The organism is Ureibacillus sp. FSL W8-0352 (genome assembly GCF_038004345.1).
Lineage (GTDB): Bacteria > Bacillota > Bacilli > Bacillales_A > Planococcaceae > Ureibacillus > Ureibacillus thermosphaericus.
The window spans coordinates 1,602,434-1,623,002 of sequence record NZ_JBBOQT010000001.1 but is presented as its reverse complement, the minus strand read 5'-3'; the positions used below and the strand labels follow the sequence as shown (position 1 = coordinate 1,623,002).

25 protein-coding genes are annotated in these 20,569 nt (G+C 35.9%); 16 read left to right on the top strand and 9 right to left on the bottom strand.

The features are described from left to right. Positions 1-75: 75 nt before the first annotated feature. Positions 76-1,023, top strand: coding sequence for a 3'-5' exoribonuclease YhaM (gene yhaM / locus NST98_RS08335; RefSeq protein ID WP_096551957.1), 948 nt, complete (start codon positions 76-78; stop codon positions 1,021-1,023). Positions 1,024-1,276: 253 nt separating this feature from the next. Here yhaM and NST98_RS08330 read toward each other — a convergent pair whose 3' ends face one another. Then, positions 1,277-2,149, bottom strand: coding sequence for a peptidylprolyl isomerase (locus NST98_RS08330; protein ID WP_340714891.1), 873 nt, complete (start codon positions 2,147-2,149; stop codon positions 1,277-1,279). A gap of 143 nt (positions 2,150-2,292) precedes the next feature. On the opposite strand from NST98_RS08330, the gene NST98_RS08325 reads away from it, so the two are divergent. Further along, a complete protein-coding gene (locus NST98_RS08325; RefSeq protein ID WP_096551953.1) occupies positions 2,293-2,397 on the top strand; it encodes a YjcZ family sporulation protein in 105 nt (34 codons plus the stop codon). An 80-nt stretch (positions 2,398-2,477) separates the two neighbouring features. On the opposite strand, the gene NST98_RS08320 is transcribed toward NST98_RS08325, so the two are convergent. From NST98_RS08320 to NST98_RS08295, 6 genes are all read right to left on the bottom strand, one after another. Further along, positions 2,478-2,669 carry a hypothetical protein gene (locus NST98_RS08320; RefSeq protein WP_096551951.1) on the bottom strand — a complete coding sequence of 64 codons (192 nt, stop codon included), beginning with the start codon at positions 2,667-2,669 and terminating at the stop codon, positions 2,478-2,480. 85 nt (positions 2,670-2,754) lie between these two features. Continuing rightward, entirely contained in the window at positions 2,755-3,315 is a 561-nt protein-coding gene (locus NST98_RS08315; RefSeq protein ID WP_340714890.1) for a DUF3267 domain-containing protein, read from the bottom strand. Between the two features lie 123 nt (positions 3,316-3,438). Continuing rightward, entirely contained in the window at positions 3,439-4,020 is a 582-nt protein-coding gene (locus NST98_RS08310) for an HTH-type transcriptional regulator Hpr (protein ID WP_184656237.1), read from the bottom strand. 184 nt (positions 4,021-4,204) lie between these two features. Then, a complete protein-coding gene (locus NST98_RS08305) occupies positions 4,205-4,570 on the bottom strand; it encodes a YtxH domain-containing protein (RefSeq protein ID WP_340714889.1) in 366 nt (121 codons plus the stop codon). 141 nt (positions 4,571-4,711) lie between these two features. Beyond that, positions 4,712-5,251, bottom strand: coding sequence for a tryptophan transporter (locus NST98_RS08300; protein ID WP_340714888.1), 540 nt, complete (start codon positions 5,249-5,251; stop codon positions 4,712-4,714). Between the two features lie 186 nt (positions 5,252-5,437). After that, a complete protein-coding gene (locus NST98_RS08295; RefSeq protein WP_340714887.1) occupies positions 5,438-5,863 on the bottom strand; it encodes an HIT family protein in 426 nt (141 codons plus the stop codon). Positions 5,864-5,969: 106 nt separating this feature from the next. On the opposite strand from NST98_RS08295, the gene NST98_RS08290 reads away from it, so the two are divergent. From NST98_RS08290 to NST98_RS08280, 3 genes are all read left to right on the top strand, one after another. Next, entirely contained in the window at positions 5,970-6,704 is a 735-nt protein-coding gene (locus NST98_RS08290) for an ABC transporter ATP-binding protein (RefSeq protein WP_340714886.1), read from the top strand. Beyond that, on the top strand, positions 6,697-7,896 hold the full coding sequence (locus NST98_RS08285) for an ABC transporter permease (RefSeq protein WP_340714885.1): 1,200 nt from the start codon (positions 6,697-6,699) through the stop codon (positions 7,894-7,896). Before NST98_RS08290 ends, NST98_RS08285 begins: the two co-directional genes overlap by 8 nt. 489 nt (positions 7,897-8,385) lie before the next feature. After that, the gene (locus NST98_RS08280) at positions 8,386-8,529 is read left to right on the top strand and encodes a hypothetical protein (protein ID WP_340714232.1); all 144 of its coding nucleotides are present in this window, start codon (positions 8,386-8,388) and stop codon (positions 8,527-8,529) included. A gap of 212 nt (positions 8,530-8,741) precedes the next feature. Here the strand turns inward: NST98_RS08280 and NST98_RS08275 are convergent, their stop codons facing one another. Beyond that, positions 8,742-9,233, bottom strand: coding sequence for a helix-turn-helix domain-containing protein (locus NST98_RS08275; RefSeq protein ID WP_340714884.1), 492 nt, complete (start codon positions 9,231-9,233; stop codon positions 8,742-8,744). Positions 9,234-9,365: 132 nt separating this feature from the next. On the opposite strand from NST98_RS08275, the gene NST98_RS08270 reads away from it, so the two are divergent. Both NST98_RS08270 and NST98_RS08265 read left to right on the top strand, forming a co-directional pair. Then, positions 9,366-10,694, top strand: coding sequence for an MFS transporter (locus NST98_RS08270; protein ID WP_340714883.1), 1,329 nt, complete (start codon positions 9,366-9,368; stop codon positions 10,692-10,694). A gap of 21 nt (positions 10,695-10,715) precedes the next feature. Then, the gene (locus NST98_RS08265; RefSeq protein ID WP_340714882.1) at positions 10,716-11,702 is read left to right on the top strand and encodes an ornithine cyclodeaminase family protein; all 987 of its coding nucleotides are present in this window, start codon (positions 10,716-10,718) and stop codon (positions 11,700-11,702) included. A gap of 270 nt (positions 11,703-11,972) precedes the next feature. Here the strand turns inward: NST98_RS08265 and NST98_RS08260 are convergent, their stop codons facing one another. Then, positions 11,973-12,500, bottom strand: a complete 528-nt coding sequence (locus NST98_RS08260; protein WP_340714881.1) for an antibiotic biosynthesis monooxygenase family protein — start codon at positions 12,498-12,500, stop codon at positions 11,973-11,975. A 304-nt stretch (positions 12,501-12,804) separates the two neighbouring features. Between NST98_RS08260 and hemE the strand changes: the two genes are divergently transcribed. From hemE to NST98_RS08215, 9 genes are all read left to right on the top strand, one after another. Beyond that, positions 12,805-13,860, top strand: a complete 1,056-nt coding sequence (gene hemE, locus NST98_RS08255) for a uroporphyrinogen decarboxylase (RefSeq protein ID WP_096551932.1) — start codon at positions 12,805-12,807, stop codon at positions 13,858-13,860. 27 nt (positions 13,861-13,887) lie between these two features. Then, positions 13,888-14,820: a ferrochelatase gene (hemH, locus tag NST98_RS08250; protein WP_096551930.1), complete on the top strand. Its 933-nt coding sequence runs from the start codon at positions 13,888-13,890 to the stop codon at positions 14,818-14,820. Positions 14,821-14,832: 12 nt separating this feature from the next. Continuing rightward, positions 14,833-16,257 (top strand): protoporphyrinogen oxidase, encoded by a 1,425-nt coding sequence (gene hemY, locus NST98_RS08245; protein ID WP_340715700.1) that lies wholly within the window; start codon positions 14,833-14,835, stop codon positions 16,255-16,257. 213 nt (positions 16,258-16,470) lie between these two features. Continuing rightward, on the top strand, positions 16,471-16,689 hold the full coding sequence (locus NST98_RS08240) for a hypothetical protein (protein ID WP_340714880.1): 219 nt from the start codon (positions 16,471-16,473) through the stop codon (positions 16,687-16,689). Further along, on the top strand, positions 16,680-17,009 hold the full coding sequence (locus NST98_RS08235) for a hypothetical protein (RefSeq protein WP_340714879.1): 330 nt from the start codon (positions 16,680-16,682) through the stop codon (positions 17,007-17,009). The genes NST98_RS08240 and NST98_RS08235 overlap by 10 nt, the downstream gene beginning before the upstream one ends. A 16-nt stretch (positions 17,010-17,025) precedes the next feature. Beyond that, positions 17,026-17,979, top strand: coding sequence for a YncE family protein (locus NST98_RS08230; RefSeq protein ID WP_339288056.1), 954 nt, complete (start codon positions 17,026-17,028; stop codon positions 17,977-17,979). A gap of 2 nt (positions 17,980-17,981) precedes the next feature. Continuing rightward, on the top strand, positions 17,982-18,659 hold the full coding sequence (locus tag NST98_RS08225; RefSeq protein WP_016838123.1) for a response regulator transcription factor: 678 nt from the start codon (positions 17,982-17,984) through the stop codon (positions 18,657-18,659). After that, positions 18,656-20,041, top strand: a complete 1,386-nt coding sequence (locus NST98_RS08220) for a sensor histidine kinase (protein WP_340714878.1) — start codon at positions 18,656-18,658, stop codon at positions 20,039-20,041. Before NST98_RS08225 ends, NST98_RS08220 begins: the two co-directional genes overlap by 4 nt. A gap of 1 nt (position 20,042) precedes the next feature. After that, a complete protein-coding gene (locus tag NST98_RS08215; protein ID WP_096551920.1) occupies positions 20,043-20,561 on the top strand; it encodes a FixH family protein in 519 nt (172 codons plus the stop codon). Positions 20,562-20,569: the final 8 nt, after the last annotated feature.

Sequence of the window (20,569 nt, the reverse complement as noted above, 5' to 3'; positions counted from 1 at the left end):
AGTTTAAACAAATGGTACAATGAAAAATGAACGATAAATTTGAACGATGAAGGGAAAGAAAAGGGAGTGTCGGATATGCCAGGTATTACTCAACTTCAGCCAGGAGATGCAGTGAATCAATTTTTGCTTATTAAACAGGCAACCAAGGGAGTAACAACGGTGGGTAAGCCTTTCATGACGCTCATTCTCCAAGATAAAAGTGGCGATATCGAAGCAAAGCTTTGGGATACGAATGAAGAGCATGAAAAAATGTACCAACCGCAAGTGATTGTAAAAATCGGTGGAGAAATCCATGAATATCGCGGTAAAAACCAACTTCGCATAAAACAAATTCGACTAGCAAAACCGGAAGACGGGATACAGATAAATGATTTAATTCCTTCTGCTGCAACACCAAAGGAAAAATTATTTGAAGAGTTAACCCAATTTTTCTTTGAAATCAAAAATCCCAAAATTTCTAGAATCACCCGTTTTCTAATGAAAAAATATCAATCAGAATTGACTGTTTTCCCCGCAGCCTCTAAAAACCATCATGATTATGTTTCTGGATTATTAGATCATATCGTGCATATGTTGAGATTAGGGAAGGCAATTTGCGAATTATACCCATCATTAAATAAAGATTTAGTTTATGCTGGAATTATATTGCATGATATAGGGAAAGTGAAGGAACTGTCCGGTCCCGTATCAACAACATATACGGTAGAAGGAAATTTACTAGGTCATATTACAATCATGGTTGATGAAATCGGGCAAGCGGCAAAGGAATTAGGAATTGAAGGAGAAGAAGTGATGGTATTACAACATATCGTTCTTTCTCATCATGGGAAGGAAGAGTGGGGAAGCCCGAAAAAACCGATGATTCAAGAGGCAGAAATTTTGCATTATATTGATAATATTGATGCGAAAATGAATATGTTAACGAGGGCATTAAACAAAACAAAGCCAGGAGAATTTACGGAACGTATATTTGCGCTGGATAATCGTTCATTTTATAAACCGAAATTTGAAGAATCTAAATAATGAACAGGGAAAAAGAGGAGACGAAGAAAGCAATGGTTTTCTTCGTTTTCTTTTTTTAAGGAATGTTTGACATGTTATCGTAAGAGAGTATTTCTTGATTCAGGATGATGTTCTTTGAAATATTAATTATGGTGGAAAGCTACTGAATTCGGTAAATTATTTATTGAAAAAATAAAAGGTGCTGGGAGGATTCGCCAGCACCATTTTTAGCATGGAAAGGTGATCTTTCAAAACATTTCGTACTTAATCTGTATTATTCTTTTTCTTTAGAATCTTCTTCAGTTAATAAAATTTGTGAAAATGCATCTTTTAAGTCTTTATCTTTAATTTCAATTTTCGCTTCTTTCACTAACTCTGTTAATTTCGTAGCAAATCCGCCTTTCATATCAATCAATTCTTGGCGAATTTCATCTTTTTTCTCTTCTAAAGTACCATAATCTTCAACTTCACGTTTGTCCAAAAGTTGAATGATGTGGTAGCCGAAATCTGTTTTAACTGGTTCGCTAATTTCATTTACTTCTAATGCATAAGCAGCATCGTTAAATTCTGTTACCATTGTCCCAACAGTAAACCAGCCTAAATCACCGCCTTGTTCAGCGTTGGCAGAGTCTTTAGAATATTCTTTTGCTAATTCAACAAAGTCTTCACCTTTATTAAGCTTTTCAAGGACTTCTTTAGCAGTAGCTTCGTCATCCACTAAAATATGGCGAGCATGCAATTCATATTTTCCTTGGTTATAATACTTTTCAATTTCTTCATCTGTTACTTCGATATCCTTTTCAGCTTTTTCTTGTAATAAAGTAAAGCGGATATTTGATTTAAATTGCTCTTCCGTTAATCCTTGTGATTGTAAAACGTCTTTGAAAGAATCTCCGAATTGCTCTTTATATTGATTGAAGCGCTCTTCTACTTCTTCGTCTTTTACTTCATAATTATTTTCTAGAACATGCTCAATCACTACTTGCTCTAATAACATGCTACCAGCTAATTGTTTAATTTCATCATAGAATTCATCTTTTGTGATGTCGCCATATTTTGTGGAAACCACTACTTCATTACCAGAGTTGCAAGCAGATAATGTAAATACGGATGTTGCTAATGCAATAGCTAAAAATGTTTTCTTCATAAATATACTTTCTCTCCCTGTCTTTAAAATCCAATTGTAACTATAACATAAACGAATAAAAATCTAAATGGTTGCACTAATATGTTTGCCTAAGTAGCCCATTACCTACTGCATAATATAGGCATTAGAAAGGAGGTGTCGTTATGGGTCAAAGTTATGGTGGTGGATACGGAGGTAGCTCCTGGTTCGCGCTATTGGTTGTGTTGTTTATCTTATTAATCATTGTTGGTGCAGCTTACATGTATTGATTACAGTGAATTGAGCTAAAGGAATTCCTTTAGCTCTTTTATCTATATTGAACTATAATTGTAACCTACATCTCCTCTTATTAAAAATTGATAGCAACATACACCTCAATATAAAAGGATATTAGTAAAATCGTTATTAATATATTAATTGTGCTAAAAATTTTTGGTTGTTTTTCTTCAGGTATTTCTTTTTGCATACATAGTGCATATGTCATTTTGTTAATTTGGAATAAATAAAATACCGAGAATAGCACTACAATTAACAGTAGCAAGTCTATTCCTCCCCTCTATCACTTCATTTAAGAATAACAAAAAGTGGTACCATCCCACAAGTGAGTAATTGAATATTTTATCGTTTTAATTGTTGGGAATGTTTGAAAAACTAGGAGGAACTAGAATTTCATAACCTTTAGGCGTTTCCTCTATTACAGCATTTTTTGGTGCTTTCACCAAATGTATAAAATATAATATGTCTACTAAGCAAATACCACAATGATATCCGAGTAGTAAACAAGCGTAATGTGAATAATAGGGAAGGAATATTGCTACAAGTATAAGTAAAGTATTTACAATAATAAATGGAGTTAAAAGAATAAACATATATCTTTTTTTCGGTAACATTTTTTTAATTCGAATTTGAACTATAGGAATCAGTTTAAACTCAAATCTCCATTTTAATTTAACCGATTTGCGATAAGAAAACAGTGAGTAATAATGAATTAGCTTATGCAGCGGGTATAAAAGTAAACAAACTAATAAAAATAATGGGAAATGATGAGCATCATATATTAATGGACGGTTTGCACCGATGATAATAAATGAAAAAGAAAAAACAAGAATAAAAATAATGACTCCATATAATACTAGGCGAGGTGTACGATATTCTCTTTTTATGTTAATCGTTTTCCAACAATGCATATTTGCAATACTCCTCTATCTGAAATTAAGAAAATTGTAAAACAAACTGAATTATTATGCTAATAATTTTGCAGACAAAAGAAAAAAGAGTGTACCTAATACACTCCCCATAATCCCCAATTGCTATTTATTCATTAATATTTCATTTTTAATAACTACTTCATGCGTATCTTTTTCTTCTATAGATTCTTTAAAATTTTTGAAAGATCTCTCAAATATTTCGATAAAATCTTCCCCGTAAATATTTCGAATAATTGCCATAACGTCTAAAAATTCTGGAAATCTACCATACAATTCTTTCAATGCTAGAGATCCTTCCAAAATAGAGTGTTCCGTATCCAAGTAATGATCATACATACGAATCACTAGCTCTGCTCCCTCAGGAGTGAGTTCAACATACGTATTGCGCTTGTCATCATCGCGCTTTGAAAATTTAAGAAGCCCGCGCTCTTCTAATTTCTTTGAGAAGTTGAACGCAGTTGATACGTGCATTACCCCAAACCTTGCAACATCTGAAATTGATGCACCTTGCAAATGGAAAGCAATCCATAAAATGTGGTGTTCGTTAATGTTTAAATTAAACGGTTTAATCCATTGTTGCCAGTCTTTTTCAACTGCTTTCCACAAAGCCTTTGAAAGTTGAGCAATTCGTTGGCTATAAATCATAGCCTCTTTCAACGTATAAGATTCTACAGACAATTTGATTCACCTTCTTATTATAGGATTTTAAAATATTATAGCAATAAAAGAAAAAAGTTTAAAGTTAGAAAAAATAAATAAATGAAAAGTGATTAATAAATGTTATTTTTTAATAATATTTGAAAAAAAGTGCTAAAAACACATTGTTGTTTAGTTATAAAGTCATGGTTATTATTATACTGAGTATATTTTAACTTTTTTTGATTTGTGAAAGATTATTCTCGATTTCGCTTAGACTTTTCTGTAATTGTTCCAATTCTTCTTTTAAATTTTGTGAACTTGGTTGAACTTCTTGTGTAAATTGTGAAATGGAATTTTTTACTTCGAATAATATTTGTGGAATAGTAATTTTCACTTCATTTGTTAAAGTGGAGATCCCATTTTTTATGTCATTGATTTGATTATTTAATTGACTCATAGTTGTTTTTAAATTTTTGGAAGTAGTCGCGATATTCATTCGTAATTGATTACCTGTTTGTGGAGTTGTGAAAATTGCAGTCGTAATTCCTGCAATGACTCCAGCAGTTAGTCCGATTAAAAATGGTTTTGCACGCATTGAAAATCTCTCCCTTTTTTTGTAATTAGTATGTAAAGAAATTGTCTAAAATATTAATTCTTGTACTTATTCATATTAAACCAAAATGAAAGAAAATAAAAAAGCTATCTAAGTAAAACTTAGACAGCGAAATATCCAATATTATGATACTTGTGTAACAGAAGTTTCGAATTTGGAACGCATTAACAAACCTTTTAAAATAGGATAAATAATTGCAAATGCAATGATATTTGCAATCGTTGCAGGAATTACTCCCGTTACAAACATAATGCCAAAAGCTGCTGGCATTTCGCCTACTAATAATAGCAACATTGATAAAAATACAGTTCCTGATAACAACGTTCCTAATCCAATCAATATACCGTAAGCTACAACATTTTTTGCAAATTTATTTACTAAAAGTACTACAACAAAAAAGATAAAACCTGTGGCAAATTTATCGATGATATTTGGCATGAGTGATCCTGGAATTGATGAGAATAAACCGGAAAGAACACCAGTTACTACTGAAAGGATAAAAGTATCTCGAACAGTAGGGAATAAAATAATCCCGACAAACATCATCGTTAACATTAAATCTGGCTTAATTCCACCACCGATTGGAACTGGTGGCATCACTAAATAAAGAGCTGTACCGATCCCCACTAAAAGGGCCATTAACACTAAATTTTTCGTTTTCATTATAAATCTCTCCTCTACTAAACTATGCTCTACTTTCCTAACGTGCCCTCAAGCCGTTAGCGAAAATATAGTATGATTGTAATCTTAAAAGAAATAATTTTCAAGCAATTTTAATAGGATAGTAACAACTTTTTTAAATGACAAAGACTGACTCGAGAAATTGTTTTGAGCCAGTCTGAGAAAGCATTACTTATTCAAATTTGCTTTAATTTCATCAGCAATTGCTTTTAATGTGTCAGGAGTAAACTCATCTTTTTTCGTTTCCCAACGTACTATATATCCATCGTTTTCGTCATAGCGTGGAATGAAGTGCAAGTGATAATGGAATACTGTTTGTCCAGCAAAGGCACCGTTGTTGTTCAATGTATTCATTCCTTGTGGATTAAACGCTTTTTTAATGGCATTTGCAATTTTTGGTGCAGCTGCATATAAATTTCGTGCTACATCTTCAGGCATTTCAAATAAGTCTTTGACGTGTTGTTTTGGAATTAATAAAGTATGTCCTTTTGTTAATGGTGCTACGTCCGTGAAAGCTAAAACATGTTCATCTTCATATACTTTATTTGATGGAATGGAACCTTCAATAATTTTGCAGAAAATGCAGTCGCTCATTTCACCCAATCCTTTCATACAAAATTTATCTACATTTTAACATATTTCATGAGATGAATACATTTTCTAATTTTGATAAACTGTAGGAAGAATAGGAGTGTTAACTATGTTGGAAGTAAAGGATGTAACAGGTGGATATACAAGAAAACCCGTCATTAAAGATTTGAACTTTTCAATTGGACAAGGGGAATTGGTTGGCTTAATTGGTTTAAATGGCGCTGGAAAAAGTACGACTATTAAACATATAATTGGGACGCTTCTTCCACAAAAAGGAGAAATCCGTTTAAATGGTGTTACGTTAAATGAAGATATTGAAACATATCGTTCTTCTTTTTCCTATATTCCCGAAACGCCCGTATTATATGATGAACTTACGTTAAAAGAACATTTGGAGTTAACAGCGATGGCATACGGCATTGATCAGCATACTTTAAAGGAACGTTCCGGAAAATTATTAGAAGAATTTCGGATGGAGAAGCGCCTCAATTGGTTCCCATCTCATTTTTCAAAGGGAATGAAGCAAAAGGTGATGATTATGTGCGCCTTTTTAGTAAAACCTTCATTATATATAATTGATGAACCATTTATTGGGCTCGATCCTTTAGGAATTCAATCATTGCTTAACCAAATGACTGAAAGGAAAAAAGAAGGGGCTTCTGTTTTAATGTCTACGCACGTTTTATCGACGGCTGAGAAACATTGTGACCGCATCATTTTCCTTCATGAAGGACGAGTTCGTGCACAGGGAACGATGGAAGATTTACGAAAAGCGTTTAATATGCCCAATGCAACGTTAGATGATTTATATATTGCCATGACGAAGGAGCAACATAATGAGTAATTTGTCAGAAGTATGGTCCAAACGTTTCGAACACTATATGATTGAAGTTCAAAAATATATGCGTTTTGTGTTCACTGGACATTTGGCTATTGTGATGGTGTTTGCCATTGGAGCGCTTGGGTTTCAATATAGCCAGTGGTTGCAAGTTGTATCACCCAATTTTCCAGCTGAATGGCTTGTTGCTGTAGTGGTAGGAATTATCGTTGCATTTTCTCGTCCAGTCACTCTTTTAAAAGAGCCAGATCAAGTATATTTATTGCCATTAGAAAAACAGATGCCCATCTATTTTCGAAAAGCATTGAATTGGACTTTTTGGTCACAAGTTTTCCTATCTGCAATTTGCTATCTTATCGCGATTCCTTTATTGAATGCAGTTACGGAATTAGAATCATTGCGTATTTGGCTTGGGTTGCTGTTTATCATCATACTGAAATATATTAATGTTCAAACTGAATTCCATTATCGCTATGTCAATCGAGGGAATTTCATCGCTTTTGATCGCATAGCGAGAATGGCGGTATCAATTTTAGCGGTGCAAGCCATTCTATCGATTCATTTTTGGTGGGCTTTCCTATATATATTGTTGCTTATAGTGTACAATCAGTCGTTAAAAAAGAAAGTATTCGTTCAACCAATTCCTTACGAACATTTTGTAAAATTGGAACAAAATCGCATGATGGCCTTTTACCGATTTGCGAACTACTTTACAGATGTTCCTCATATTCGCGGTGCAATAAAACGCAGAGCATGGTTGGATATCATTTATAAATTTGTTCTATTTAATAAGGAAAGTACTCAAAGTTATTTAGTTTTCCGTACTTTTGTAAGAACGAATGACCATTTTTATTTATGGGTGCGGTTAACAGCCATTTTAGTGATTGTCGCGTTGACGATCGATATTCCGGTTGTATTATGGATTGTTGCAGGGGCATTAAGTTTTGCTACGACCATTCAGTTAAAATATGCGTTATTGTCTTCTTCTGATTTTCGTATGGATATGCTTTTTCCAATAAAAGAGAATCAACGAAAGAAAGCTGTTCAAAAGCTATTGCGTATCTTTATGATTGTTCAAGGGATGCTAGTAATGCTTTGTGCCATTGGACAGCCATATTTCTTTGTTCCAGCAATTATTATCATTGTGATGAACGAGTTGACGTTTAACTTGTCAAAAGATCCGGTTGTGCATGTTTAAGTTGGATTATACATCTGCTATATAAGCGTATTGGATTTCATAAGTGTTTTCCAATGCGCTTTTATTCGTGCGCCCGGCATGTACATGAACTATAGGGTGTAAGTCCCGAACCCCGAAGACAGAAGTAGAGGTTAGCCAAGAGCAAGGGTGTCCGTGGTGACGCGGAATCTGAAGGAAGCTGGAGGCAAAACACCGGTCCGAGGAACACGAACCTCATATAAGGCTAGGTATGATTGAGTGAGTTTGCGAAACAAAACAAAGCTCTTTCTGTCGAAGGTCATATCGAGTAAATGAGGCGGATAGATGGTGTGAAAGTGCATGTACTTACCCGGGGAGGTCTGGCGGATAGGTGAAGTTCGCTTCATAACCTACTTAGTGATAAGTAGCTGAACCGTCAGAAGTCAGCAGAGGTCATAGTATTAGTTGGTTTAGAACTACTAAGAAGGACCGAACAATTAAGAGAGAATAGCCCTTGGCATTCAGTGAGTCATGATGAACACAGAAAACATAGTACCTCACTTGAGGAAGGAAGCGGTGAATCCCGTGGGAGTCCTCTTGGAGGGTGGAGTGACCACTGGCATAAAGAGAACAGCTATTCACGGAAGTTATGAAAACTTGCGTCAATTATCTTAATTGAACCGCCGTATACGGAACCGTACGTACGGTGGTGTGAGAGGACGGGAGCTAATCACTCCCTCCTACTCGATTTGAGTTCTATTATGGAGAATCCAGAAAGTACAATTTACAACATGATAATCGTTTACTGTTTTTATTGTTGCGAGTTTTTTCCAATTTGTATTCATGAATATCCTACATAATGAGATGAACTAGCGTAATTCCCATTCTCATAAAGTAGACACTAGAAGAAACTGCACATCTTCTTCTCCATCATTCCACCAATAATGATTACGGCTAGATTCGAACATAATGGATTCCCCATTTCTTAATTCAAAAACGTTTCCTTCGAGAGAAACCGTTAAAACTCCAGATAACACATAAATAAACTCATGGCCGTAATGGGAAAATTCATTTCCTTTGTTTTCCTTTGGCTTTAGTGTCGCTAAGATCGGGTGAAATGAAGCCCCTTGAACATTGTTGGACAAGTCTTTGTAAAAAAACGGAAAAGATTTTGCTTGATAATTTGTATCAGAGAAGAACAAGCTTGGATTGACATTTAACGCATCGCTAATTTTTCTTAACGATTCTAAAGTAACACTGCATTTATTTCTTTCTACTTGAGATAAAAAACTAATTGAAACCCCCGTCTGTTCAGACAAATCTTTTAAAGTCATCTTCTTCATTTTTCGGATTTTTCGAAGCTTTTCCCCAATCATCATAAATAAACATCCCCCTAAAAAATAATAGAACTAATACCTAAATTTTTCATAGAAAATTCGAATGAATGTATGATTTCTTGCATAAATTTAAGTGACACTTCAATTTTTATATATTCAATAGGAGGGACTAACATGAGTACAAGCAAAAATGTTATGACGAAAGTTTGGATTGCAAGTTTAGTAGGAAGTTCAATTGAATGGTTCGACTACTTCCTTTATGGAACGGTAGCGGGACTTGTATTCAATCAAGTGTTCTTTGTAACCGACAATCCGACGGTAGGGTTGTTGGCTTCTTATGCATCTCTTGCGCTTGCATTCTTCATCCGTCCATTTGGAGGAATCATCTTTGGATATATTGGAGATAAAATCGGAAGAAAACGTACACTCGTCTTAACATTATCAATTATGGGGATAGCGACAGTATTAATGGGATTATTACCTACATATCAAGCAATTGGCATAGCGGCTCCAATCATATTAATTGTTTTACGATTAGTTCAAGGACTTGGGATTGGAGGAGAATGGGGAGGAGCAGTATTACTTGCTGTTGAATATGCTCCAAAAGAAAGACGGGGCTTTTACGGTGCCTTCCCACAAATGGGAGTCACAATTGGGATGTTTTTAGGTTCGGGAGCGTTATCTTTTATTACTTCTATTGTTTCGCCTGAAAGTTTCGTTGCTTGGGGATGGCGTATTCCATTTATTTTAAGTGCTTTATTAGTAATCTTTGGTCTTTGGATTCGTAAAGGATTAGATGAAACGCCTTCCTTTAAAAAAGTACAAGAATCCGGAGAAATTCCGAAGTTGCCTTTCATAGAAATTTTTAAAACGCAGTGGAAAGAGGTTATTATTGCTGTAAGTGGAAAAGTTGTAGAAACTGCACCATTTTACATTTTCTCTACATTTATTGTTTCCTATGGTACGAACAACTTAGGATTTAAAAGTTCACAAGTGTTAATATCCATCATGATTGCTACAATTATTACAACAATTTTAATGCCGTATATGGGTAGCTTATCTGATAAAATTGGTAGAAAAAAAGTTTATATTACGGGAACAATCGGAATGATTTTATATGCGTTTCCTTATTTTTGGTTGCTCGAACAAAGAACATTTGCGGCACTCCTAATTGCTACAGTGCTTGGATTGGGAATTATTTGGGCTCCGATTACTTCTGTGCTGGGAACAATGTTTTCTGAAATATTCGATGCAAAAGTTCGTTATACTGGGGTTTCATTAGGATATCAAATTGGGGCTGCCTTGGCTGGAGGAACAGCGCCGTTGATTGCAACATGGCTGCTAGTTGAATTTAATAATTCTTACGTTCCTGTTGCGTTATATATCATCTTGACAGCGGTCATCTCTTTTATTGCTGTATTAACAGTGAAAGATAAGAATAATCAAGAATTGGATGAATTTAAAGGTAAAGAAGTGAAAAAGAAAGAATTGCAAAGTGTTTAGTAAAAATGGAGCGTGTGGTCATTGATTCTATTAAATGAAAAACAGATTAAGAGCATCTATAAAATGGAAGATGCATTAAAAGATGTGGAAGAAATGCTAATAGCAAAGCAAGAAAATAAAGTGTTGGCACCAATCAGAACAGTGCTTGAATTTCCGGAAAAAAATGCTTCTTCTTTATATATGCCGAGTGCAGATTTGGAACATCACTTTGCCAGTGTTAAAGTAGTAACAATTTTCCCGAACAATTCAGCAAAGGGGCTACCGACAACGCAAGGGATTATTGTTTTAACTAGCACGGAAAACGGAGAGCATTTGGCAGTTATGAATGCTTCTTATTTGACGAGGCTTCGCACCGGGGCGATGACAGGATTAGCAACAAAGAAACTTGCGATACAAAATGCCAAGGTGTTGACAATCGTAGGTACAGGTCGCATGGCTTTTGAGCAAGCGCTAGGCGTAATGGCTGTAAGGAAGATTGAGAAAATTTTATTGTTTAATCGTTCAAAGAAAAAAGCGTTTCAATTTAAACAACAATTAATAGAGCAGGGTGTAACTGCATCTATTGAAATAGTTGAAGATGTGAACGAGGCCGTTTCGGAATCAGATATTATTTGTTGTGCGACAAATTCAACAACACCAGTGTTTGATGGGAAATATTTAAAATCTGGTGCCCACATTAACGGAGTTGGATCTTACTTACCTCAAATGTTTGAAATCGATCGTACAACCATTTTACGAGCTTCCAAAATAGTAGTGGATGATCTTGAAGGAGTTATGGAAGAAGCTGGTGAATTAATTGACGCAAATAATAGTGGTGAATGGTCCTTTGAAGATGTGCATGGTGAACTTGAATTATTAGTGAGTGGGAAAATTGCTCCGAGGGAAAGTGAGGAAGAAATTACTTTTTTCAAATCGGTTGGTGCATCCTATTACGACCTTGCAGTTGTAAAAGGCGTCTACTATAAAGCATTAGAACATCGTATAGGAACAATTATCGATTTAATGTAAAGAGGCTGGGACAAAAGATCAAAAACACCATTTTCTCACGGGAGAAAATGGTGTTTTTGATAATTGAAGAAAATTGATTTCCGTTCCGGGGACGCTTTCCGCGGGCCCGGCTCGAGACCCTTCTGATTCAATCCTTCGCTCCTGCGGGGTCTCGAGAGGGCTCGTCGCAGGAAAGCTTTGCTTTGCGACTAAGCGTGAGCGACAGGAGCACCAGCCCCGTCACTCCAATCAATTTTTTACAAAAAATCTTTTTGCAGCTTGTTCACTTTATTAGTTATGTCCCAGCCTCTCTTCATTATTTTTTTGTTTTGCGCCAGAATAAGTTGTAATGTATGTTGCAGCATTAAAAATATTGTCTTTTTTTACTCCTACGGAAAAATGTTCGAGTTCATAAGCGAATGGATCGTATTTTTTCCATATGTCATAAGCACGTTTATTTGTCCATTGGAAGAGAATTATATATGTCTCAGATTTTTTTGGGCGTAGTATTCGATAAGCCATTAATCCAGTTTGATCTTTCATTCCGCCCAATCGCTGTAAAATGTTTTTTTCAAAGACAGGTCGTCCTTCATCAGAAACTGGGATATGGTAAAAAGTAAAGAAACCTGCTTGTTGTAGTTCATTTAATCCATCTACCACTTCATATTTCCGCGGTGTTTGAAAGACGGTTTTTCTTTCAGTTTCATGTAGTAAAAGCGTTTCGTTTATGCCATACAAGATATACATATTTTCGTTTTCATACTTTTGATGCAATTTTTCCATAAATTGTGGAGTTCCTGTCGTCATGTAAATATTCATATTTTATTCCTCCTTAAATAATAAATGCGATTTATTGTCTAAAATTTGTCATAATTTAATTGAGAAAAATGTGCTATTTAAAGAACAAATTTATGACATTTGTCAGAGAAAGCTATACAATGGTAAAGGAACAGTATATATTGAAGGGTATCAATGACTTAGTAGATTATTTGTAAGTATAAAGTTATTATTATGAATTGTAGCATTATATAGCGATGAAATTTGTAGAAAAGTGAAAGATTGAAATCGATTTCATTGCACTTTTCGTCAAATTGATTATTTTTGAGGGGAAGGTAAAGAAAAAATGAGGCAAATAAACGACACACTGATTAGAGCAGCGAGAGGAGAACGAACGGAATATACTCCTGTTTGGTATATGCGTCAAGCAGGGCGCTCTCAACCAGAGTATCGAAAATTAAAAGAAAAATATTCACTGGAGGAAATTACTCAACAACCAGAACTTTGTGCATATGTAACAAGATTACCTGTGGAACAATATAACGTTGATGCCGCAATACTTTATAAAGATATCGTGACGCCTTTGCCTGGTATCGGGGTCGATGTAAAAATTCAAGCCGGTGTTGGACCAGTGATTTCAAACCCTATTAGAAGTGCGGAAGATGTTGAAAAGTTAGGGGAATTTTATCCGAAAGAACATACTCCATACGTGCTTGAGACGATTAAAATGTTAACGGAAGAGCAATTGAATGTGCCGTTAATTGGATTTACAGGTGCTCCCTTTACTTTAGCTAGCTACATGATTGAAGGCGGTCCATCTCGAAATTACAGCAAGACAAAATCGTTCATGGTATCCGATCCAAAAGCTTGGTTTAAATTGATGGATAAATTAGCAGATATGATTATTGCTGATATCACAGCTCAAGTGGAAGCTGGAGCTAGTGCAATTCAAGTGTTTGACTCTTGGGTTGGCGCATTGAACGTTGAAGATTACCGAGTATTCATTAAACCAGTTATGACTCGCATTTTTGCAGAATTACGAAATCAAAATGTACCATTAATTTTATTTGGTGTGGGCGCAAGTCATTTAATCAACGATTGGAATGATTTACCGATTGATGTAATTGGACTTGACTGGCGCATGCCAATTCGAAAAGCTCGTGAACTAGGAGTAGAGAAAGCTGTTCAAGGAAACTTAGACCCTTCCATTTTATTAGCGGACTGGTCCGTAATTGAACGCAGAACGAAAGACATTATTGATCAAGGAATTGAAGTGCCAGGACATATATTTAATTTAGGACATGGTATATTCCCAGAAGTAAATCCGGAAGTATTAAAACGATTAACAGCATTGATTCATGATTATAGTCGTGAACGGATTGCAAAACTAAATAATGAATGATGAAAAAATTTTTTTGAGGTGAAAACATTGAAACCAGTACACGGTCTACTAGTAATGGCTTATGGAACGCCATATAAAGAAGAAGATATTGAAAGATATTACACGCATATTCGTCATGGACGAAAGCCTTCTGATGAACATTTAGAGGATTTAAAAGATCGTTATAAGGCGATTGGCGGAATTTCTCCTCTTGCAGAAATGACTAAGAAACAAGCAGAAGCGCTTGTCAATCGATTAAATGAAGTACAAGACGAAGTGGAATATAAACTTTATATCGGATTAAAACATATTGAACCATTTATTGAAGATGCAGTCGAAGAAATGGTGAAAGATGGAATTCGAGAAGCCGTTTCGATTGTATTGGCGCCTCATTTTTCAACGTTTTCTATTAAATCATATAATGGTCGAGCGAAAGAAGCTGCTGAAAAATTAGGCGGTACACTAAACATCACTTCAGTAGAAGCATGGTATGATGAACCGAAATTTATTGAATATTGGTCACAAGCGATCCTAGCAGAATTTGATAAAATGACGGAGGAAGAAAGAGAAAAAGCTTGTGTAATTGTTTCCAACCATTCACTGCCAGAAAAAATTAAAAATTTGGGCGACCCATATGAGGAACAGCTCATTGAAACGGCTCGTTTGATTCAAGAAAAAACGGGGATTCAAAATATTGAAATTGGATGGCAATCTGCAGGACAAACACCTGAACCGTGGCTTGGTCCAGATGTTCAAGATTTGACTCGAGAACTTTATGAGAAAAAAGGATACCGTTCGTTCGTATATGCACCAGTCGGCTTCGTAACAGAGCATTTGGAAGTATTATATGACAACGATATTGAATGTAAAGATGTATGTGATGAGCTAGGGGCGCATTACTATCGCCCACCAATGCCAAGTACCCATCCTTTATTTATCGATGCGATGGTAGATGCCATTTTTAAAAAGTTAGAGAAATAATAGAAAGTGATGATGAGGGTGACGATTAGAAAGAAAATTGCTGTAATTGGCGGCGGTATAACGGGATTAACAGCAGCGTTCTATTTAAATAAGTGTGCACGGGAAAATCACTTACCATTAGATGTAGTGTTAATCGAATCTTCATTAAGATTAGGTGGTAAAATCCAAACGTTAAGGAAAGATGGATTCATTATTGAACGGGGTCCGGAATCTTTTATTGATCATGATGAGAGCATGATTGAAATAACCAAACATTTAGGCATTCAAGATGAAGTTGTATGCAATAGAGAAGGTCAAACTTATGTGGCTGTAGGTAAACACCTATATCCAATTCCGAAAAGCATTTTGTTTGGTGGAGCACCTATTGTCCCCTCATTATTAACTTCTGGGATTGTTTCATTAAGTGGAAAATTTCGTGCTGCAGGAGATTTATTATTGCCTAAAACTAAAGAAGATAAGGATGAACCGATTGGGGACTTTTTCCGGCGCCGTTTTGGGAAAGAAGTAGTTGAAAATTTAGTGGAGCCGCTGCTAGCAGGTACTTTCGCAGGAGACATTGATCGGTTGAGTATCCAATCAATGTTTCCTGAAATTTATGAAATGGAAAAACAATATCGTAGCTTAATTTATGGAATGAAAAAAACGCAATTTTCATTACTTCATAGTCAGGTGAAAGGGTTTCAAACTTTCAAAAATGGCTTGGAAACTTTAGTGGAAAAAATAGAGGAACATTTACCGCCTAAATCGATTTTAAAAGGAGTCAAAGTTGAATCGATTGATAAATTGCAAGATGGGACACTACAAATCTACTTTAATAATATTGCTCCATTAAAATGCCATGCAGTGATTGTGACAACGCCTTTAAATGAAGCGAAAAAAATGTTTGAGCATTACGGATTTTTTCATGAAATACTCGATATGAACTATGCAACGATTGCAACGGTAACGATGGCTTTTCAAAAATTAGAAAATCAGCTTTATGAAGATGCAATTAATTTTTATTTCTCGAGAAATAGTGATATTTCAATTACGACTTGTACATGGTGTAATCATAAATGGGACAATGTAGCTCCAGCTGGATATGATTTGCTCCGAACGTATATTGGTCGTGTAGGGGATGAAGCAATCGTTGAATTGTCAGATGCAGATATAGAAAAAACGGTTCTTCATGATTTAGAGAAATCTCTTGGCATCAAGCAACAACCTCAATTTACGGTAGTTTCTCGCTGGAAGCAATCAATGCCACAATATACGGTTGGCCATGAGAAACGTTTGCAGAAAATGAGAGAAATCCTGAAGAAAGAATTCCCTCATGTTAAATTAGCCGGAAGTTCTTATGAAGGAATCAGTGTTCCAGATTGTGTATCGCAAGGAAAACAGGCTGCACGTGAAATCATGTCGGAATTATTTCATGAAGAGTCTAGTATTTTAGCGTAATAATGTGATGGTAGCAGAGTAAAAAAATTGCTGAACAGTTTTATGGTATCTCATCATTCACTAGTTAAAGTGCTGCTCCGGAATGTCAATATTCATTGACTTTCGGAACAGCACTTTTCGTATTTTTAGTAGGAACTGGAAAAGCTAATAATGCATATGAAATGCACGTGCAAATGAGTTAAATGCACGAGCACGGGTGTTATATGCACGAGCGTGGAGTTAAGTGTACGAGTGCGGGTGTTATATGCACAAGCCGAGGAGTTAAATGCACGAGTGAGAGTGTTATATGCACAAGCCGAGGAGTTAAGTGCACGAGCGCGGGTGTTATATGCACAAGCCGAGGAGTTAAGTGCACGAGTGCGGGTGTTATATGCACAAGTGCGTTGGATAAATGCACGAGCACGGGTGTTATATGCACGAGCGTGGAGTTAAGTGTACGAGTGCGGGTGTTATATGCACAAGCCGAGGAGGTAAGTGCACGAGTGCGGGTGTTATATGCACAAGCGCGTTGGATAAATGCACGAGTGCGGGTGTTATATGCACAAGCCGAGGAGTTAAGTGCACGAGCACGGGTGTTATATGCACAAGTGCGTTGGATAAATGCACGAGCGCGGGTGTTATATGCACAAGCCGAAGTTGCATCTGCACAAGCCGAAATAGTATCGACACAAATTTTAGCTATAATAAATAAAAAAATTGAATTGATTGTCAAATTTATTTCATTCAAACTTCACAATTTTTCATTACTATAGAACTTGGGGTGATTGTTTGAAAAGATGGATAACCTTCATAATCATTTTCTGTTTTTGGATATTACAAGGATGTGAAGATGAGCGTTTTCAATCGATAAATCAACATCAATCCTTTGTTGCTTCTCTAAATATAATAGATCCTTCCCTTGATTTTTTTGATTCGAAAGGTGAACGAATTGCAACATGGAAATTCGATAAATCATACACTGGTGCAACGCTAATTCCTTACGATCGACTTGTACTATACGGGCATCAACTAAATGAAATCGATATTTATGAGCTATCCACAGGAAAATTAATTCAGTCGATTGAAACGGGGATAGGAACAACAAATGCCTATTACGATCAAGAAGAACATTTACTGTTCATTACCAATAGTAAACATAATACAGTCACTTCCTTTGATGAACATGGAAAAAAACAAGGAGAACTTCGTTTAACGGATTATCCAATGTCAATGGATAGTCATCAAGGGAAATTATATATTATCAACTACAAGGCACCTGTACTTTCAGTTGTAGATATAAAATCAATGACACTGGTTGATGAATGGAGTATAGATAAATCATCTAGTGGTTTAATGATTGTGGAAGAAACAAACACCCTTTGGATAGGTGGACACGGCGCTGGAAGTCGTCCAAATCAAGTTGTAAAAGTACATGATTTAAAAACGGGGCAGTTCATTCAAGAAATTCAAGTTTCCCATATGCCTGTTGGATTTACTAGAAATGAAGATATTATATACATCACGAATCATGGCTCAAATGAATTGTTTGCTTGTGATGTGAAGGGTAATGTGTTATGGAGAAAAGAAGTAGGTGCAAACCCATTTGCTGTAGCTTCTTTTAAAGATCAAATCATCGTTGCTGGCTTTGACGACAATCAAATTTATTTTATACAAAATGGGGAGATACAGAAATCGGTTTCCACCGAACATGGACCGTTCCAGCTGCTAGTGAGGGAGGTTTGAAGATGCCGACAGTACTAATCATAGATGATGAACAAGATATGAGAAATTTAATAGAAGTGATGCTTTCTAAATCCTTTTTTCATACAATCGCCGTTGAAAGTGGAAAAGATGCTTATCCAATAATCGAATCAAATGAAGCGGATATCGTCCTTCTGGATGTCATGATGCCCAATGAAGACGGATTTCTTGTCTGCCAAAAAATCCGTAATATTTCTTCCGTACCAATAATCTTTTTAACAGCAAGAGATGGCAATGAAGACAAAGTGAAAGGTTTGACAATCGGTGGGGATGATTACATCGTGAAACCTTTCACTGCTAGCGAATTAGTTGCCAGAATACAGGCAGTTTTAAGAAGGACGGGCTTAAATAGACAACCGATTCTTGAAAGAGGCGTTATTAAGTTAGATGAAGTCTCTCGAAAAGTGTATGTCAACAATCAAAAAGTAACATTAACATTAAAAGAATTCGATTTGCTTCAATTATTTATGAAAAATCCAAGTACAGTTTTTTCCCGCGAACAATTATTAGAGAAGATTTGGGAGATTGATTATGATGGTGGGACGAGGACGGTCGATACCCATATTAAAACATTAAGATTAAAATTAGGGAAAATTTCAAAGGAGGCAAGCGACTACATCCAAACAGTGTGGGGGATTGGCTATCGCTTCGAACTAGTATGAGAAAGTTATCAACAAAAATTTGGGTATTAATCATTGCTTACTTAATGGTGACCATCGTATTTATGTATCTATTTGCAGATTTTCTATATGAACAATTTTATGTGGAAGATACAAAAAGCGAGATGATGGAGATTGGTGAAAACATTCAATCCATGTATACAGGTGGTAAAGTAACCGATGAATATGTGGAGATGGTTGAAGCGTTTAATATGCATTCGAACTATCATATATTTGCAGTCCGGAACCCTCGTGAACTAAGTGCTTGCGTCCCTTTTGAAATCGATTATAATACGTTGATTGGTCCGAACGAACGGCGGATTTTATTAAATGGAGAGACTGTTACAAAAATCGGATACGAAGAGCGATTCAAGCGAGAAGTGGTTTCGGTGATATTGCCACTCACGGATCAAAAAAGATTGGAAGGAATTATTTATATTTATTATCCTTTGGCAAAAATTACTGAATTAGCTAAAAATGAAGTGGCTATATTGATGGTGGGAGGATTGCTTTTTACTCTCGTCATTGCCATTTTTGTTTATAAAAGTTTACAGCGAATTATGCGTCCGCTCAATGAATTGCAACGAGCAGTAGAACAAATGTCAGAAGGGGATTACAGTGCAAGGGTAAAGGTGACTTCAAAAGATGAAGTCGGAATGCTGTCAGAAGCATTTAACCATATGGCAGAAGCGATTCAACGAGAAGACGAAAAACAAAAATCCTTCTTAACAACCGTTTCTCATGAATTACGTACACCAATTAGTTATATTAAAGGTTATAGTGAGGCTATTCAGCAACAACTATTAGTAGGAAAAGAACGAGATGAGGCAATGGAGCTAATTCATCGTGAAGCGAATCGCATGGAACGCATGACAAACGAATTGCTTCAGCTTGTTAGAAAAGATAGTGAAGAAATCGAACTGTTTCCGATTGTTTTATCCGAGACCATTCGGGAGTCAATTAAGCTATTGGAAGGACAAGCTCATGAAAAGAACATTATCATTGCAACAAACCTAGACGACAATATAATTGTCCAAGGGGATGAAGAAAAATTAAAACGAATTTTCATTAACGTGATTGAAAATGCAATACGCTACTCAAATGAAAATGGCAAAGTCGCCATCAATTGTTATCAATCTAATCATCATGCAATCATCGAGTTTCAAGATGAAGGAATCGGTATTCCAGCAGAAGATCTCCCTCATGTGACCGAAAGATTCTACCGGGTCAATAAGGCGCGAAGTCGATTTGACGGTGGGGCAGGATTAGGATTATCAATAGTAGAGCAATTGGTGAAGTTACATGATGGAAAATTGCATATAGATAGTGTTCTCGGAAAAGGAACGCTTGTGAAAATATCATTACCAATAATGGAGGAAGATTAATATGAAAAAAATGTTGATTACATTATTAGCTGTACCAATGTTGATGATGGGGTGTTCATCAAATGAACCGGAAGTTGATACAAATGAAGAACCAATTGATGTATCCGATTTGGAAGTAAAAGTAGAAATATTAACGCCTACAGAAGTGAAAGTCGGAGAACCGGTGGAACTAGCTGCTCATGTAACACAAAACAATGAAAATGTGGAGGATGCAGATGAAGTAAAATTTGAAGTTTGGGAATCAGGATTGCGCGATCATGGAACAATGATTACAGGGGAACATGTCGGTGATGGCGTTTATAAAGCAGAATATACTTTTGATCATGATGGCGTTTATTATATGTATGCACATACGACAGCTCGCGGCTTACATGTCATGCCGAAACAACAAATCGTGGCAGGAGAGCCGGATATGGATAAAGTAATCCCAGAAGAAGATACTTCAAAAGAGGATACTGAACAAATGCAACACGATCATAGTCAGCATGGACATGGAGATTCTCATGGAAGTAATCACTAGTTTCAAAT

What these genes read in the sequence shown, in the direction of transcription:
- NST98_RS08295 (WP_340714887.1), bottom strand. Translation starts at nt 5,863, where the DNA reads ATGAGCGACTGCATTTTCTGCAAAATTATTGAAGGTTCCATTCCATCA.
- NST98_RS08275 (WP_340714884.1), bottom strand. Translation starts at nt 9,233, where the DNA reads ATGATGATTGGGGAAAAGCTTCGAAAAATCCGAAAAATGAAGAAGATG.
- NST98_RS08325 (WP_096551953.1), top strand. Translation starts at nt 2,293, where the DNA reads ATGGGTCAAAGTTATGGTGGTGGATACGGAGGTAGCTCCTGGTTCGCG.
- hemE (WP_096551932.1), top strand. Translation starts at nt 12,805, where the DNA reads ATGAGGCAAATAAACGACACACTGATTAGAGCAGCGAGAGGAGAACGA.
- NST98_RS08315 (WP_340714890.1), bottom strand. Translation starts at nt 3,315, where the DNA reads ATGCATTGTTGGAAAACGATTAACATAAAAAGAGAATATCGTACACCT.
- NST98_RS08220 (WP_340714878.1), top strand. Translation starts at nt 18,656, where the DNA reads ATGAGAAAGTTATCAACAAAAATTTGGGTATTAATCATTGCTTACTTA.
- hemY (WP_340715700.1), top strand. Translation starts at nt 14,833, where the DNA reads ATGAGGGTGACGATTAGAAAGAAAATTGCTGTAATTGGCGGCGGTATA.
- yhaM (WP_096551957.1), top strand. Translation starts at nt 76, where the DNA reads ATGCCAGGTATTACTCAACTTCAGCCAGGAGATGCAGTGAATCAATTT.
- NST98_RS08280 (WP_340714232.1), top strand. Translation starts at nt 8,386, where the DNA reads ATGATGAACACAGAAAACATAGTACCTCACTTGAGGAAGGAAGCGGTG.
- NST98_RS08285 (WP_340714885.1), top strand. Translation starts at nt 6,697, where the DNA reads ATGAGTAATTTGTCAGAAGTATGGTCCAAACGTTTCGAACACTATATG.
- NST98_RS08260 (WP_340714881.1), bottom strand. Translation starts at nt 12,500, where the DNA reads ATGAATATTTACATGACGACAGGAACTCCACAATTTATGGAAAAATTG.
- NST98_RS08215 (WP_096551920.1), top strand. Translation starts at nt 20,043, where the DNA reads ATGAAAAAAATGTTGATTACATTATTAGCTGTACCAATGTTGATGATG.
- NST98_RS08330 (WP_340714891.1), bottom strand. Translation starts at nt 2,149, where the DNA reads ATGAAGAAAACATTTTTAGCTATTGCATTAGCAACATCCGTATTTACA.
- NST98_RS08290 (WP_340714886.1), top strand. Translation starts at nt 5,970, where the DNA reads ATGTTGGAAGTAAAGGATGTAACAGGTGGATATACAAGAAAACCCGTC.
- NST98_RS08300 (WP_340714888.1), bottom strand. Translation starts at nt 5,251, where the DNA reads ATGAAAACGAAAAATTTAGTGTTAATGGCCCTTTTAGTGGGGATCGGT.
- NST98_RS08270 (WP_340714883.1), top strand. Translation starts at nt 9,366, where the DNA reads ATGAGTACAAGCAAAAATGTTATGACGAAAGTTTGGATTGCAAGTTTA.
- NST98_RS08305 (WP_340714889.1), bottom strand. Translation starts at nt 4,570, where the DNA reads ATGCGTGCAAAACCATTTTTAATCGGACTAACTGCTGGAGTCATTGCA.
- NST98_RS08225 (WP_016838123.1), top strand. Translation starts at nt 17,982, where the DNA reads ATGCCGACAGTACTAATCATAGATGATGAACAAGATATGAGAAATTTA.